The sequence below is a fragment of the Aeribacillus sp. FSL K6-2833 genome (assembly GCF_037965815.1).
Classification (GTDB): Bacteria; Bacillota; Bacilli; order Bacillales; family Aeribacillaceae; genus Aeribacillus; species Aeribacillus composti.
This window is the reverse complement of record NZ_CP150189.1, coordinates 758,301-774,550: the sequence shown is the minus strand read 5'-3', so window position 1 is coordinate 774,550 and position 16,250 is coordinate 758,301. Positions and strand designations below refer to the sequence as shown.

General features: G+C 39.0%; 16 protein-coding genes and 1 pseudogene. 7 read left to right on the top strand and 10 right to left on the bottom strand.

What is annotated here, in order from left to right; translation table 11 throughout:
• Positions 1-32: 32 nt before the first annotated feature.
• The 3 genes from NSQ94_RS03840 to NSQ94_RS03830 all read right to left on the bottom strand — a co-directional run bounded on the left by NSQ94_RS03840 (position 33) and on the right by NSQ94_RS03830 (position 2,660).
• A complete protein-coding gene (locus NSQ94_RS03840) occupies positions 33-437 on the bottom strand; it encodes a cytosolic protein (RefSeq protein WP_339193287.1) in 405 nt (134 codons plus the stop codon).
• 21 nt (positions 438-458) lie between these two features.
• Positions 459-1,382 carry a glutaminase A gene (glsA, locus tag NSQ94_RS03835; RefSeq protein WP_066247321.1) on the bottom strand — a complete coding sequence of 308 codons (924 nt, stop codon included), beginning with the start codon at positions 1,380-1,382 and terminating at the stop codon, positions 459-461.
• 105 nt (positions 1,383-1,487) lie between these two features.
• Entirely contained in the window at positions 1,488-2,660 is a 1,173-nt protein-coding gene (locus NSQ94_RS03830) for an MFS transporter (RefSeq protein WP_339230184.1), read from the bottom strand.
• A 142-nt stretch (positions 2,661-2,802) separates the two neighbouring features.
• On the opposite strand from NSQ94_RS03830, the gene NSQ94_RS03825 reads away from it, so the two are divergent.
• Positions 2,803-3,711 carry a LysR family transcriptional regulator gene (locus tag NSQ94_RS03825; protein ID WP_339230182.1) on the top strand — a complete coding sequence of 303 codons (909 nt, stop codon included), beginning with the start codon at positions 2,803-2,805 and terminating at the stop codon, positions 3,709-3,711.
• Between the two features lie 299 nt (positions 3,712-4,010).
• Here NSQ94_RS03825 and NSQ94_RS03820 read toward each other — a convergent pair whose 3' ends face one another.
• The 6 genes and pseudogenes from NSQ94_RS03820 to NSQ94_RS03795 form a co-directional block, all read right to left on the bottom strand.
• Complete coding sequence (locus NSQ94_RS03820; RefSeq protein WP_094244544.1) at positions 4,011-5,090, bottom strand: Gfo/Idh/MocA family oxidoreductase; 1,080 nt, start codon at positions 5,088-5,090, stop codon at positions 4,011-4,013.
• A 20-nt stretch (positions 5,091-5,110) separates the two neighbouring features.
• A complete protein-coding gene (locus tag NSQ94_RS03815) occupies positions 5,111-5,608 on the bottom strand; it encodes a GNAT family N-acetyltransferase (RefSeq protein WP_094244543.1) in 498 nt (165 codons plus the stop codon).
• 98 nt (positions 5,609-5,706) lie between these two features.
• Positions 5,707-6,936 carry a 5-aminolevulinate synthase gene (gene hemA, locus NSQ94_RS03810; protein ID WP_339230180.1) on the bottom strand — a complete coding sequence of 410 codons (1,230 nt, stop codon included), beginning with the start codon at positions 6,934-6,936 and terminating at the stop codon, positions 5,707-5,709.
• A gap of 103 nt (positions 6,937-7,039) precedes the next feature.
• Positions 7,040-7,993, bottom strand: a pseudogene (gene serA / locus NSQ94_RS03805) (phosphoglycerate dehydrogenase); the annotation flags it as partial.
• A gap of 337 nt (positions 7,994-8,330) precedes the next feature.
• Positions 8,331-9,305, bottom strand: coding sequence for a bile acid:sodium symporter family protein (locus NSQ94_RS03800; RefSeq protein ID WP_327856213.1), 975 nt, complete (start codon positions 9,303-9,305; stop codon positions 8,331-8,333).
• 214 nt (positions 9,306-9,519) lie between these two features.
• On the bottom strand, positions 9,520-9,843 hold the full coding sequence (locus NSQ94_RS03795) for an antibiotic biosynthesis monooxygenase (RefSeq protein WP_339230178.1): 324 nt from the start codon (positions 9,841-9,843) through the stop codon (positions 9,520-9,522).
• Positions 9,844-9,991: 148 nt separating this feature from the next.
• Here NSQ94_RS03795 and NSQ94_RS03790 point away from each other — a divergent pair, with 148 nt between their 5' ends.
• The 5 genes from NSQ94_RS03790 to NSQ94_RS03770 all read left to right on the top strand — a co-directional run bounded on the left by NSQ94_RS03790 (position 9,992) and on the right by NSQ94_RS03770 (position 14,447).
• On the top strand, positions 9,992-11,197 hold the full coding sequence (locus NSQ94_RS03790) for an aminotransferase class I/II-fold pyridoxal phosphate-dependent enzyme (protein ID WP_063386280.1): 1,206 nt from the start codon (positions 9,992-9,994) through the stop codon (positions 11,195-11,197).
• Positions 11,198-11,877: 680 nt separating this feature from the next.
• A complete protein-coding gene (locus tag NSQ94_RS03785) occupies positions 11,878-12,093 on the top strand; it encodes a hypothetical protein (protein WP_063386281.1) in 216 nt (71 codons plus the stop codon).
• A 6-nt stretch (positions 12,094-12,099) separates the two neighbouring features.
• The gene (locus NSQ94_RS03780; RefSeq protein WP_063386282.1) at positions 12,100-12,303 is read left to right on the top strand and encodes a hypothetical protein; all 204 of its coding nucleotides are present in this window, start codon (positions 12,100-12,102) and stop codon (positions 12,301-12,303) included.
• A 406-nt stretch (positions 12,304-12,709) separates the two neighbouring features.
• Positions 12,710-13,345, top strand: coding sequence for an FMN-dependent NADH-azoreductase (locus NSQ94_RS03775; protein WP_063386284.1), 636 nt, complete (start codon positions 12,710-12,712; stop codon positions 13,343-13,345).
• Positions 13,346-13,442: 97 nt separating this feature from the next.
• Entirely contained in the window at positions 13,443-14,447 is a 1,005-nt protein-coding gene (locus NSQ94_RS03770) for a helix-turn-helix domain-containing protein (protein WP_339230176.1), read from the top strand.
• A gap of 147 nt (positions 14,448-14,594) precedes the next feature.
• Here the strand turns inward: NSQ94_RS03770 and NSQ94_RS03765 are convergent, their stop codons facing one another.
• Complete coding sequence (locus tag NSQ94_RS03765; RefSeq protein ID WP_130157414.1) at positions 14,595-15,353, bottom strand: MerR family transcriptional regulator; 759 nt, start codon at positions 15,351-15,353, stop codon at positions 14,595-14,597.
• Positions 15,354-15,607: 254 nt separating this feature from the next.
• On the opposite strand from NSQ94_RS03765, the gene NSQ94_RS03760 reads away from it, so the two are divergent.
• Entirely contained in the window at positions 15,608-16,234 is a 627-nt protein-coding gene (locus NSQ94_RS03760; RefSeq protein WP_339230174.1) for a hypothetical protein, read from the top strand.
• Positions 16,235-16,250 lie beyond the last annotated feature (16 nt).

Sequence of the window (16,250 nt, the reverse complement as noted above, 5' to 3'; positions counted from 1 at the left end):
CGTATGCATGCCCTGGATTTCATTCAACGTATTCAAACTTCAACTGTTTTCCCTTCTTCAGCAACATGGAAAAGAAGATGAGCAAGATGCTGAATGGGGCTGTATATTTCCTCTTCCTCCTGCTCCGCCATCACTTCATCACCGAATTCTAAGTCATTTAGATAAAGAGCTATAAATTCATAAAAGTCTTTTAGTTCAAACCGGTAGCATTCGCTCGGATCTTCCTCGTCCTCCTCGTAGCGAAGGGAAAGATAAGACATATTGCCATCGCTGTCCTCAGCGTCAAAAAAGACGAAAAAACCAATGTTTGTATCGAGATCAAACAAATGTCTTGTCCCTCCTTCTGTCACCCTTTCAAAATCATCCGGGCTCAGCTTTTGCACTTTCATTTCTTCCATATCATCTTCAAGGTGAAATTTAACAGTGAATTCACGCATCGTATGTCTCCTCCTCAAATATTAGAAAATACTTAATGAATATGTTTTAGATAAAAATTCAAGCAGTTTGATGCCGGTCAGACTATTGCCTTTGTCATCCAATGCTGGACCGAATATGCCGATGCCGCATCTTTTTGGAACAGATGCGAGTATGCCTCCTGAGACGCCGCTTTTTGCCGGAATCCCGATTTTAATCGCAAATTCTCCCGAAGCATTATACATGCCGCAGGTGACCATAAACGTTTTGCAAATACGCGCTACATCAAGCGGCATGATTTCCTCTTCTGTAAACGGATCGCGCCCATCCATCGCAAAAACGAGGCCGATGCGCGCCAAATCGATGCATGTCATTTCAATGGCGCATTGCTTCGTGTAAAGCTCCATCAAATCTTCGACATCTTCGTTTATAATATTATGCTGTCGAAGAAAATAACATAAGGAGCGGTTTAAAAACGCGGTTTCAAATTCGGATTGAGCGACTTCTTGCGAATAAGAAATGGTTGGATTTCCTGTTAGCTTGCGGACAAAACGAATGAGTCTCTGCAGCCGTTCTTTCACCGTTCTTCCCGAAATCATATGCGTTACGGCAAGTGCACCGGCATTGATCATCGGATTCAGCGGCTTTGTAGGCTGTGTTTCCTCAAGCTTAGCAATGGAATGAAACGGATCGCCCGTCGGCTCCATCCCAACTTTTTTGAATACCTCCTTTTCACCGTGATCCATAATGACAAGAGCTAAAGCGATAATTTTTGAAATGCTTTGAAGCGTCACTTTTACCGTTACATCCCCAGCGTCAATGATTCTCCCATCAGGCATATATATAGCAATAGATAAATCATTTGGATTCGCTTTGCCAAGAGCCGGTATGTAACTGGCAACTTTCCCCTGATGCCCATACTTTTTCGCTTCTTGGACAAAGCGGATCAATTCTTCTTTTTCGTACATTCAGCCATCACCATTATTTAGTATGGCTCGCTGTATAAAATTTTATAAACAACCCCTTTGATATTTGACAAATGAGTATGATATGTTTATTCAATCTAGAGATAGTCATTGTTGCATAGATTGTTTTCTCTCACTTTCATGCTTTCTTTTGCTTGATAAAATCCCCCATTGTCCCAGTAATGTCACTAATGCAAGGCCGCCGGCGGCAAACGGAAGTTGGGAAGGAGCCAATCCAGCCAGCATCACTATCCCTCCAAGAAGAGAACCTATTGCACTGCCCAAATAATTTGCGGAACTGTTCAAAGCAACGGCCGCTGCACCTTGATTAGGCTGTATGTGAAGCAATTCATGCTGCTGCGGGGCTTGCGATGCCCAGCCCATCGCCCCCCATAGAATAAAAGGCAGAAATGACAGGATCGGAAATGAAAGGGCGAATGGCACACTGAACATGGACAAAGCCATTATGGCCAAAATTCCTGCCATGAGCAAACCCGGTTTGCCTGTCCGGTCAATCAAAGCACCGATGGAAAAACTGCCAACTACGCCGCCAATTCCCCATGCCCAAAGATATGGCGTGTTGTTGGAAATGTCCGCCAAGTTATTCAAAATAACAGCAATATATGTGTAAAGACCCAAGCTGGCAACACTGGTCATAAAAGTGATGCCAACAATTGCTGCAACCCGTCCATTTGTCATCATTGCGACGCGCTGGCGGAGTGAAGGTGGAGCTGAAGCTGCAAAATGTGGAAACCAGATGGCAATTCCCATCATGGCAATTAAGCCTAGTGCAGTGATCACCCAAAGAGTTCCATTCCACTTCAGATGTTCCGCAATCACCAGTCCAAGAGGGACTCCTATCACTGTTCCAGTGCTCATGCCGCCAAGAGTCATGCCAAGTGCTCTGCCGCGTTTCTGTTCGGGCACTAGTGATGCTGCAGCTGCTGATGCTAGCGGAGAGTAAAGTCCGGCGCCGATGCCTGCAATTGCCCGTGCAATCAGCAACATGGAAAAATTTGAAGCTAGTGCACTTATCCCGTTGCCTATCGAGAATACTGCGAGCGCCAACAATAAAATATTGCGCATCGGTTTTCCAGCAAGCAGTGTTGCAAATACCGGAGCGGCCAGTGCATAACAAAGCGTAAAGACGCTCACGGCTTGCCCTGTTTGTGAAGGAGTTATATGAAAAGTTGCACCGATATCCGGAAGCAAACCAGCTATCACATAAGCATCAAACCCAAGAGCGAACATACCGATCGTCAAGAGAAAAACTTTTTGCATGATAACTTAGCCTCCATTTTTACGGAATTATCTTTACGGAAGATTTATCTATTTTTCACTTTACAAGACGGAATGTAATATGTCTAATATATATTTATAAAACTACTAATATCTTATAAATATTAATAAAGGAGGAGATTAATTGGAACTGCGCCACTTGAAATATTTCTTAACAGTTGCTGAAGATTTGCATTTTGGGAAAGCTGCAGCCCGTTTAAATATGGCACAGCCGCCTTTAAGCCTTCAAATCCGACAATTAGAAGAAGAAATAGGCGTGCCTCTTTTCCATCGAACGAAAAGAAAAGTAGAACTGACGAAAGAAGGCCAATTGTTTTTGGAAAAAGTTAATCAAATTTTCAAAGATCTGGAGGAAGCTGTCGAATCAGTAAAAAGGGTGAACCGTGGAGAGGTCGGAGAAATAGCGATAGGATTCATTTCCTCATCAGCCTATGATATTCTTCCAACAATTATAGAGCACTATCGTAAAGCATATCCTAATATTCATATAGATTTGCAACAATTGACAACTAGAGAGCAATTAAAAGCTTTGCATGAGGGCGCAATTGATATAGGAATCCTTTGCCAACCCGCCAACATAAAAAATGACGGAATTCATTTCGAGGTTATTCGGCAAGAACGAATGATGATTGCTCTGCCAGAGGATCATCGGCTAGCTTCCGGCACTTCCCCGATTCATCTTGAAGAATTGGCGGGCGATTCATTTATTTTGACGGGAAGGAAGGCAAATCAAAGCCACTATGATACTGTGATAAACAGTCGCTATCAAGCGGGATTCCATCCTAAAGTAGTTCAAGAAACACAAGAATTGCCTACAGTCCTATCCCTTGTTTCATCAGGAATGGGCGTAGCGATTGTACCATCCTCTATCCAGCATGTATTAAAAAATAAAGTTGTCTATCGCGACATTTACAACAACCCAATTACTACTTCAACTGCCTTTGCGTGGAAAAGTGGAAATTTGTCTCCAACTGTTCATGCATTTCTTAACTTAATGAGAAAATCTGTCATTCCGTTTTTTCACCAAGTTTAATAGAAATAATCTCATGAAATGATACTGGCAATTAAAATTCTCTATCAAATCCTTAATTAAACAAGGAGAATAATTGAAATAACCGCAATAAAAAAAGAAGCAGGAGTACAATGAAAATAATCATTTCCCTCTCTGCCAAAGTAAATTTCAATGCATTTTAGCAGCCGATTTGATGATTGGGGAAAGAACTCTTGTATCTATCTCCTCTTTTTTTGTCTTTAACATCATTTTGCCGTTAAAAAATTGGTTCAAAAAACCGATAAATTTACAATTATTATCAATTGAAATTTTGCATTCATTTAGCCTAGACGCTCCCAATCATTTTCATCGTTGTAAATTTCCCGTTGTGAACCAACAACATAATTTATCGGTCCAATTGTCTGAGCATCACGTTCTATTGTATTTAATAATTTTTGGAGCTTCAAAGCTGTTTGAAGGCTAGCAAACGGTTGTGAAGGAGCTGCTCCGTTTACTACATACCCGCCAACATCATTAACCAATCTTACCAATTTGCGTATTGTTTTTAGTTCAGGCTTCGAGTCATCAATATTCGTTTTCATGTCCATTATGACCTGTTCTCCGAAAGGAGTTCTTTCCCATATACGAAGATGGTCAACATCCCATACAGGTGTATCAAACACCATATTGGCAAAGATTAGACGGTTTTGTGGAGAAGCGAATACAAGATCGACTTCTCTCTTTCGGACAATATTTACGAAGCTGCTATACCCGGTTATTGCCGCTTTTCCTAAACATGCAGTTACGGCTGCACTGTCAAGTACGTCAGAACCTGATACGGAGAAGTCTGATCGAGTGCCTTGAATAGACTTTAACTCCAGATCAGTATTGGATGCACAAATCCATTGGATAAGATCTAGCGGATGGATTATTTCGCTGATCACACCTACAGTTGGCCTATAATCATTCATTCTGTTCTTTCCCCAGTAAAAATTGGCCCGAATAAGCTGCAAATTATGCTCTTCAACAAACTTTTTCAAGACGATGGTTGCATCAGAGTAACGTTCTATAAGGTTAAGACAGAATCCAGATACACTTTTAAGTTTCGCTTCCAGCAGCTCTAAATCATCGTTCGTATTCGCCAAGGGCTTCTCGCAAATAACAAAGCCTTTGTATCCTTCCAACTTTTTAATTATATCCATGTGGAACTCATCATTTACACTAATTACAATAATGTGAGGCTCAAATTGTTCAATAGCAGCATCCACCTCTTTAAAGTATTGAATATCCCTGCGTTTAGGATTTCTATTAACATATGCAAAATTGATTTTTCTAGCTCCAACAATATCTTTATTCATATTGGAAAAAGCTTTAAGAAATCTTGTCCCTGCATATCCCAAACCACAAATTAAGACGTTCATCAGTTGCCTCCCTTTAACATTTAAATTTCTTTTATTAAAAGCTCTTCGCCTGAATCAATAAATCCGAGCTTTTTATATAAATTTTTTGCAATCGGTGTTGTTTGTAAGATAACTTTTTCAACATTATTGGCCTGAAACCAGTCCAAAATATAGTTCATTAAACATTCTGCAAACCCTCTACGGCGCCGTTCAGGGTGAACAACAACCGATTGCACCCACCCAACAAGTCCGTTTAAACATCCTTTCATCGGCGCACGTTCATCAATGATTCCTATAGCACAGGCCGATATTTCGGTTTCGCCATCATAGTGGGCTACAGCAATTACCATTTTTTCATTTGCAGGTATATTGTGAATAAGCCATTTCCGATAGCTTTTCTGCCATGCCATTTGTTCTTCGGGTGATTTCGAAACATAGTGGCCTGCCCCTTCATTGAGCAACAGCTTCCTTAAATCAATCAGCATGTCAACATCATTGATGGTTGCCTTTCTAGCAACAATTTTTAAATTATGATCCATGAATAAATATCCTCTCCTATTCTGTTGTATACGTTAAGGGTGGCAAAAAACTATGGACTACTCTTATCTCAGAATTGTAATAGGTTATCTCTAACCAATTATGCGAACACATCGGCCGATTGTGCAAATGGAATATTAAAGTGGCAAAAAACTTCATTTAATGCATCGGTTAGCTGCAACATCTGCTCTTCAGTGTGGTTCGGTGTAACATTGACTCGAAACCGTTCTGTACCAACAGGAACTGTCGGCGGGTTAATAGGCTGCAGATAGATTTTATGTTTTTCAAGCATTCTTTGAGCAGCTGCCTTACATTTTTTTGCATCCCTAATCATTACAGGAAGAATGTGTGTTACACTCGATGGCATTACCGATATACCTGCCTGAACGAGCATCTTTCTTAGCTGATTAGTCTTTCTATGCAGTTCATTTCTCTCTTTATCAGAAGATTTCAAATACCCGATGCTTGTATAGCATGCAGCAACAATTGTCGGCGGCAGGGAGGTAGTAAAAATAAAGCCGGATGCAAAGGAGCGGACAGCATCAATCAGCAATTCCGATGCAGTAATATACCCGCCTATCACTCCTATCGCCTTCGCCATTGTTCCTTGTATAATGTCAATGAGATTGGCAACTCCAAGCTCTGCAGCTATTCCTGCTCCTCGAGGACCGTACATACCGATAGCATGAACTTCATCGAGAAATGTTAGTGCGTTATATTTTTTAGCAAGATTCACAATTTCCTTAATCGGTGCGATATCGCCGTCCATCGAATATATTGACTCGAATACGATGATTTTGGCTCGATTATGCGGCTGGGAAGCTAGTAATTCCTCCAAATGTTCGACATCATTATGCCTAAATATGGCGCGGTCAGCTTTTGCACTTCGTATCCCATTGATAATGGAGGCATGATTAAGCTCGTCGGAAAACACTATGCAATTAGGGAACAGGCGCAATAAGCATTGTAATGTTGCATCATTTGAACTGTATCCGGTCGGAAAAACGAGTGCTGCCTCTTTACCGTGCCAGTCAGCCAATGATGATTCAAGCAAAGTGTATTGGTAGTGTGTGCCGCCTATGTTCCGCGATCCGCCTGAACCGGCTCCATTTAACCGGATTGCTTCTTGCATCGCTTCAATTACTAAAGGATGCTGGGACATTCCCAGATAATCATTGCTGCACCAAACAACAACAGGCTGCTCATCTTCCTTGCCATTCAACTTCGCCAAAGGATACTGGCCGCATATGCGGTTAATCGTAATAAATTCACGGTATTGCCCTCTTTCCTTCAACGAATTTAGCTTGTCGCTGAGAATTTCTGTATACATAACTCTATCATCCTCCAATAAATATAAATTCCATTCAAGAAGGAATTGTAATTTTTGTTTTTCAGCCGCACTCTTAATGTAAAATCAATTGTTTGTTAATATTCTCCTCCTGTGCAACGGGCGGAAAATTGACAGAAAACCTAACAGGCATGCCTTTTATAAATCGCAAAACTTCCTCGGCAATTTGTGCAGCGACCTTAAACTGCGCTTCTTTTGTCGAGGCTCCTATATGCGGCGTCGCAATTACTGACGGATGATCAGCCAATTTTGAATGAATAGGCGGTTCGACTTCAAAAACATCAAGCGCTGCACCTGCGACATGGCCATTTTCTAGAGCTTCTAAAAGAGCTTCTTCTTCAATAATTCCGCCTCTTGCACAATTGATAATCCTTACCCCTTTTCTTGTTTTTGCCAATGTATCTTTATTTAACAATCCTCTCGTTTTTTCGTTCAGGGGTGCATGAACTGTAATTATGTCCGCACTTGAAAGAACTTCATCAAAAGAAAGCATTTCGACACCGAAATTATTTGCTCTCTCTGGAGTTAGGATTGGATCAAATACATGCACTTTCATTCCAAAGGCTTTAGCCCGCTTGGCAACTTCAATACCAATGCGCCCAAAACCGATAATGCCTAAGATCTTCCCGTAAAGTTCAGATCCAACAAATGCTGACCGATTCCACTTTTTTGCTTTAACTGAAATATTCGCTTGCGGAATGTGCCTCATCAAAGAAGAAATCATCGCAAGTGTATGCTCGGCTACCGAAATGGTATTTCCATTGGGAGCATTAATGACAATTACTCCTTGCTTTGTTGCCTCATCAATATCAATGTTATCTACACCGACTCCGACTCTTCCGATAATTTTTAAAGAGGTCATCTTTCCTAAAAGCTCTTTCGTTACTTTTGTGCTGCTCCTCACCAAAAGAGCATCAAAAAGATTTAGTTCATCTTCTGCTTCCGATACACTTTTTTGGACAACTTCAACCGCTTCTGATTCTATCAACGGTTTCAGTCCTTCATTGTTCACTTTGTCAGAGACTAGTAGCCGAAACATTGTTTAAATACCTCCTGTAATTTATTTTTAGGATCTATTAGCGCACGCTTACAAAGCAATTCTATATTTGCTTTTATTTTCCTTGTAAAAAAAGTTAATTTTTGTTAATTTATAGTTAAAGTTGTAAATATTACTAAAATACTATTAAAAAATGCTGATTCATGTAACGTCATTATTGATGCTCCTTACCAGTTCTGCGTCCAATTGGCGAATAAAATAATTAACACATCAATGCCTGAAATTGCCCTTAAAAAACCCCTTCAATATAGGCAGAAATGCCTTAATTGAAGGGGATGCTCACATAACGTTTTATAAATGCTTTTTTGCATAAAAGCGTTCATTTTGCATTTGCCGCATACTTTTTTTCAGTAAGCGCATGGTGATAAACTTTTTCAAGCATGCGTCCATAAAAAGAAGCTAAAACCTGCTGAAAAAGCATGCCTAAGACAACCGGTACCGCCACTTGCGGCGGAAAATAAGTGATCGCAAGCACTGCACCAGCGCTAATATTCCTCATTCCACCCGTAAACGTTAAAGTGATGATATCATCCTGTTGAAATTTTAATAGACGCCCGGTCATCCATGAAAAAAAGTAGCCGCTTGTAGCAATCAAAAAAACGAAAAAACCAATCAAAATTAATTTTTTATTCGGGTTCGCCAAATAAGGAGCCACTATCGCACTGTTGATGATCACTACAAGCGATAAGGCTATTTTCGAAAACGGACTTAAAACGGCTGCAATACGCTGTTTCAATTCTTTTTTCGTCCACTCATTTACGAGCATTCCCAAAATGGAAGGCAGGATAATCATGAAAAATAAGCCAGACATCATATTCCATACGTCGATTTCTACCGTTCTCCCCACCAATACTAATAAACTGGCAGGAACGACAAAAGGAGAAATAAACGTATCTATTAATATAACTGCAAGAGCTAAAGCCAAATTTCCTTTATGGATTGATACCCAAATAAAGCTTGTAACACCAGTTGGAATGATCACGGCCAAAACTAAACCAATGATTGTGAAGCTGTCTTCTTGAAAAGCAAGATGGCCGACAGCAAACGCCCAAAGCGGGATGAAAAGATGAAGCAGCAAAAGAACGACGAAAATCGGCAGCGGATGCAAAAGAGCCTGCTTAAACGCATGAAAACTAAGATTTAAACTGCCCGCAAACGTAATAAAAGCAAAAATCCACGGAACAAGCTGAGAAAAATCGTCAAATATAGTTGAAAATACAATCCCGATCACAACACTTGACGGGGTTAAAAAAGGAAGCATCTTTTCCATTATGCTGTTTATGTTTTTTAACATTTTTCTCTCTCCAGTGTTAAGCTAAATCGAAAAGTTGCGCAATCCTAATGTTCACAAATAGTGAACAATCTTTACTTCATTATATAATATGCAATTTTTTCTCACCAATCCAGCGCTATGTCAAAACATTTTGCGAAGTTACTATGAACCTAGTCTCATGCCTTTTCCCTTGGTTTTTTAGGGAAGCGGCCATTCTTCTGGGCTATAGTATCTATCAAATATGGAAAACCCTTTCCTCTTCTACTTTGCAAATTCTGATTGTATAATGTTTATACCATTCCTTCCTGCCTTTATCCTGCGCCGCTTTATGCAAAGCATTTTCTTTCCAGCGTTTGATATCATCCAATGATTCCCAATATGAAACTGTAATTCCGTACCCATTCTCATTTCTTGCACTCTCTGCACCTAAAAAACCTGGCTGTTTGGACACCAATTGATCCATTTCCTTTGCCATTGCCTCATAACCATTGTCCCCTTCTGTTCTTTCCGATGTAAAAATCACGGCGTAATACTCGTTTAAACGTTTTGTATAATTCATTTTTCAAGCCCCCCTTTCTTATCAAAACGAAAAGTTTCATACTGTTTTATCATATAATGAACAAAAATGAATTCTCAAACTAGTTTTATTTTTTTTAATAATAGATATATAATATCTATAAAATTACTTTGATTTAAGGGAGAAATAAATAATGAAAAGAAATGAACAAGAACAACGGAATCCTCAAGCACTCAGAGATGAAACAATTGTCATCCATGGCGACGATTCTATAACGGACGAAAAAGGAGTCAATCCTGCTATTTACTATTCCGCAACATTCCAGGCACATAGTGCAAGCGAATTTTCTGAAATTGCTGGAACACCTCGTCATCCGCGATATTACACACGTTACGGAAACCCAGTGCATGAACGGGTTCAAAAAATTGTAGCAGATCTTGAAGGAACTGAAACAGCCTTAGTAACCGGCTCTGGTATGGGAGCGATAGCGACAACTATTTTATCGCTTGTAGCAGCAGGCGATCATGTGATTGCCCAAAAAAATCATTATATGAGCACAACGAAAATTATGGATGAGCTGCTGCCGAAATTTGGTGTTGACGTGACGTTCGTTGACCAATCCGACACTTCTGCGTTTGAAAAGGCAATTCGTCCGAATACAAAACTTATTATGGTTGAGACGCCTGCCAATCCTACATTGGTATTGACAGATTTAGCTGCAGTGTGTGATCTTGCCCGCCAACATGGAATTATCGTTGTCGCAGATAATACGTTTGCTTCCCCTATCAATCAGCGTCCACATGACTTTGGGGTTGATGTTGTTGTCCATAGTGCAACAAAATACATGGGCGGCCATCATGATTTGACAGCTGGCGTAATTTGCACAAACGAGGAATTAGCTGAACGTATTTGGAATACGCATATTTCCATCGGTTCAGTGCTTTCGCCAATGGATGGTTGGCTGTTGCTGAGAGGCTTGCGCACGCTTCCTATGCGGATCGAACGGATTAACGCGAACGCTTTAGCGTTAGCCGAATTTCTTGAGAATCAGCCTCAAGTTGAACGGGTATATTATCCGGGGCTGCCAAGCCATCCGCAGCACGAGCTTGCTAAGCGGCAAATGAAAGGCTTTGGTGCCGTTATTGCCTTTTCCATTAAGGGCGGTTATGCGGAAACACAGCGCTTTGTTTCCGCATTAAAGCTTCCTCCTAACGCTGTAAGCCTTGGCGGAGTCGAGTCTCTCGTTGTACATACAGCAGCGATGTGGGAAGGAACAATGAACGAAGAACAAATGCAGCTCGCAGGAATCCCGGCAAACTTCGTGCGCTTCTCTGTCGGCATAGAACATATCGAAGATTTAAAAGAAGATGTCAGACAAGCTCTGCAAAAAATTTAATGAAGGAATGTGCGGACAATGGCGGGGGGCTGTCTAATAAGCCGTTTTATCGGCTTATTGACGCCCCCTTTCATCTTTTTGAAAGTTTATGATTTTTTGTTTTCAATGGAGATTTGACTTTCTGTACAGCCTCAATTAAAAAAAAATGCATTTCATTTTAGGAGCTAGTGCTTGCAGAAAAATCTTGATTTTATTAAACATACATCTTGCAATTTGAAACACTCGAAATCTATCATTTCTAAATATCACTATTGAACACACTACCTGCAGTTCTATTTAATGGGATGTAAATTTTGCCGTATTAATAGTAAATAAGATTAGTTTCTCCCCATCCTTGGAGCAGATGAGTTATGTCAACACAGCACTCCGCCTCGCTTCTTAAAGTTAAGCTGATTTGTTTTACATACGCACTCCAAGACAGCATGTGTTGTCAATAAATCATCGATATAGAGGCCCGCTTGACAGCTATTTTTTATTTAAAATGATTTTAACTTCCCCACTTGCACGCTTCTCGAAAAAAACCGCATTCCCTTCTCCATGTGATTTCAATCTCTGCCATTCCATTCTAAAGAAAGATGCCCAAAAAAATGAATCGTCCCAAAATTTTCTTCTTCATACCAGAACATATATTCGCATATAATAAAAATAGAACAAACGTTCTTTTTTGTGAGGTGAAAATCATGAACGGTTTGCTGCTGAATGCCAAAAAGTACGGTTTTGCTTTAAAGATGATCTACATGACCGATCAAGGGGTAATAACAGAAAGATTGATTACGGTAAAAGACTTTAACGATAAATACATTCGCGCTTACTGCCACTTTCGAAAAACTTTCCGAACGTTTAAACGATCCAACATTCTTTCAATTGGTCCCATAAAAAAACGAAAAATAGGGTGAAACGAAATGGGTAGATATCACATTATGCTAACATATTTTAAAGGTCGGCAAAGAGTTGTACAGGTCATGGATTTCAGCGGTGCGCAAATGATTACTTTTACAATGGATGAGCTGGAAAATGACGAGATGCCCGTTGAACTAAAGAAATATATTAAAACAATCGAAAAAGAAATAAATGAAGGACGATGGGATTATTGGAAAAGAATTTAAGAAACGGGCATTTACTCTGCCTTTCCTTAAAGAAAATGCTGCCTTATCATTTGAGGAGAAAATGGCAATAGCTAAGCTTCACATTACAGGGAATAATAAATTATATTCCAAACAAATGGATGAAAAACGGTTTTCACGGCGAAAGCGTTCAAAATCAAAAATAACTGATCAAGGCTCATTCGCAGATCAGCCATGTTTATTGACCGATAAGACGTGAAAAACAAATTAGACAGCTGAAAACAAATTATTTGACTAAATTTGGATAAATTTTTTTGCAAACAAATCATTTGAAATCTAAAACAAATTCCTATAAAATTATCTCGAAATAAATATTTTCAAAATAAAAATTTATAAATTTTATTTTTTCACTAAAAACTAAAATTGCACCAAGAGAGGAAGGTTTACGTTGACAAAAGTATTGTACATTACAGCACATCCACTTGATGACACCCAATCTTACAGTTTGGCAGCAGGAAAGGCTTTTATCGAAACCTATAAAGAAGCGAATCCTGACCATGAAGTAATTCACCTTGATTTATATAAAGAATATATTCCCCAAATCGATGCTGATGTATTAAATGGCTGGGGGAAACTGAGATCCGGAAAAAGCTTAGATGAGCTTACTTCCGAGGAAAAAGCGAAAGTTGGACGTCTTTCAGAGCTTTGTGAACAATTTATTGAAGCGGATAAATACGTTTTTGTTACACCTTTATGGAATTTTTCATTTCCGCCCGTCTTGAAAGCATATATTGATGCAGTTGCAGTTGCAGGCAAAACGTTTAAATACACTGAACAAGGATCTGTTGGGTTATTGACTGATAAAAAAGCCCTGCATATTCAAGCGCGTGGAGGCATTTATTCAGAAGGTCCAGCAGCTCAAATGGAAATGGGTCACCGCTATTTGGCTGTTGTGATGCAATTTTTCGGTGTTCCTTCATTTGAAGGCTTGTTTGTAGAAGGACACGCTGCTCAACCTGAAAAAGCAGAGGAAATTAAACAAAACGCAATTGCGAGAGCAAAAGATTTAGCGCATACGTTTTAAGTAAAAAATAAAGAGGCTGATCTTTCATGATATGCTCCCCTTAAGGTAGACAGATTAAAATATAAAAAATCTGTTTTACCTTAGGGGGAGTTTTTCTATGTATAAGCAATATACTACAGAGTTCAAACTTGAAGTTTTACTTGCATATGAAAACCGAGAATGTACTATTCAAAAGCTTTGTAAAAGGTATCAAATTACTAAATATTCTTTAAGGCAATGGATAAATGAATTTGAGGAATTTGGAATAGAGGGTTTAGAACGTTCAAATTCTTGGAAAGGTTTTAAGGAAGCAGCTGTAAAAGATTATTTATCTGGTGAGTTCTCACAGTACGAGATTGTCAGGACATATGGTATTTCAAGTAGATCGGTGCTTCAACGATGGATGAAGAAGTATAATAGCCATAGAGATTTAAAGGATACGTCGAAAGGAAAGACAAGCTCTATGACTAAAGGAAGAAAAACGACTTGCAATGAACGGATACAAATTGTGCTTGATTGTTTAGGGAACGGAAAAGATTATAAAAAAACAGCAGAGACTTATGAAATTACTTATCAACAAGTATATCAATGGGTGAAGAAGTATGAAAATGGTAAAGAAGAAGCGCTTAAAGACAAACGAGGAAGAAAAAAAGAAGAAGCAAAGTTATCTCCAGAAGAAAAAATGAAACTGGAGATGAAAAAGTTAGAAAGAGAAAATGAACGCTTACGTGCGGAGAATCTTTTTAAGAAAGTTAGAGGAAATCGAAAGGAGGCGAAAACAAACCAAATTCGTTTTGAAGACAAGTATATCGCAATCCGGGGACTTCATGAGAAAGAAAACCTAAGCATAATCTTATTATGTGAAATCGCCGGTATTTCACGAGCTGCTTACTATAAGCGGTTAAAACGTTCGCCTTCCTCCCGAGAACTTCAGAATGAAGAAATCGTAAAAGATATGAAAGCTCTCCATGAGAAAGTTGACGGCATCTATGGTTACCGTCGAATGACGTTGAATATAAATCGAAAGCTTAGTCAGAACTTCAATCACAAACGAATTTATAGACTGATGAAAGTTGCCGGTATGCAATCTGTTATTCAAAAAAAGAAGAAATCTTATAAGTGATCTACCCCTCAGCATGTTGCAGAAAATATATTGAATCGTGAATTCACAGCGGAAAAGCCAAATGAAAAATGGGTAGCTGATGTCACAGAATTAAAATATGGTTCATCAAAGAAAGCATTCCAAAGACCGAATTGTAAAAAATTCTTTTCAATTCATGGTATAAATTCGAACTGCATCCCTTAAAAATTCCGCTGTTCCAAGATGTTTTTTATCATAATACGCTTTAAATCTTTCATCTGCTACATACATCTCTGTTACTCCTCTATGAGCTTCCTTCGTATAATGATCCCAAAAATAGCAGAGCCATTGACGATGCAAATCAGCTGCCTTCTGTGCCAGCTCGCTCGCTGGATCTCCAGTTACAAATGCTTTATTCAGTGTATTCAAGACCTCTTCCTCAAGCTGTTTCAGCTGTTCGAACTGCTCTTTTGTCATGTTTTTCAGTTTTTGATTAGATCGATCGACGACTTCGCCTCCATATTTTTCTCTAACTTCATGCCCATATTTTCTTTCATTTTCTTCAATTAATTTTTGTTTAAAAGCTTCAAATTTCTCTTTATCGTTCATCGTGATCCTTCCTTCCTTTGCCGCTATTGTTTTCTCCACATTTGCGATTAATGAATCTAGCTGCCTGCGTTTTGCAAGAAGCTTTTCGCGGTGTTCCTTTAAAGCTTTCATGCTGTCGAAGGATGGTGAATTGATGATTTTTTTAATTGTATCTAAATCAACTCCAAGCTCTCGATAAAAAAGAATTTGCTGCAGTTTATCAACCTCTTTTTCCCCATATATGCGATATCCGGATGAATTGATTTTCGCTGGCATAAGAAGCCCAATTTCATTGTAATATCGCAATGTCCTTGTTGTAACTCCGGTCAATTCTGCTAATTGTTTTACCGTATATTCCATCCTTTCACCTCCTGACAAGATCATCATAAACCTTTACGCAACGTCAATGTACAGAGAAAAATTAATGTTATAATAAACATAATATTGAGAAAATAAAATAAGGCTGTGATCACTTAGTGTTTTTACAAAAAAATATCCTCAATGCTATTTCTTATGTTAAACCCAAATTAACCGGCGCCGGATTCTCGCTGTTTATTTTTTTTACTGTTTTTTTCATTGCAGCTGATTTTGACTTGTATGGAGTTTCAAAAGATTTGAATAACCCTTTTCTTTGGAGCATTTTTTACGGATACGGAATAATTTGTTCTATTTTTATTGACCTGCTGGCTGTGAAAATTCCTAAAATCACTGGAACCATTAAAATTGCCTTTTACGTTTTGGCAGGATATCTCATTTTTTTGCCTTTCGGATGGATGATGGTGATTGTTGGCGGAACAGTTGGAGCTCTTTGTTCATTAGTTTTTTATTTTGGAACATACATGGCGCGAAAAAACGCATTTTTTAAATATATTTTTGCAATCTGTGCTCCGTTTATTTTGTGTATTATTTTAAACACGGATTTTACTGTAAAAAAAGATTGGCGCGAATGGAAAAGGAATTCAAGCTATATCGCACTTTTCGACTATTTCCACGGAGAACACGCCATTCCGATTTATGCGGAAAAAGGTCAAACGATTACGTTTTCCGTTAAAATTCAAAACAATAACGGAGGCGGACATGGTTTTCATGTATTGAACAAAGACGGCGACGTTGTCGCCATGAAAGAAGTTGACGAAAGCACATATCAAATCAAAGCGGCAGAAAAAAGCATCTACCATATCATCGTCACAGGCGACAAGCTGAAAGGAAGCTTTACAGTTACTTGGGATGTAAATGAATAATAGAATCCTGCAGTTG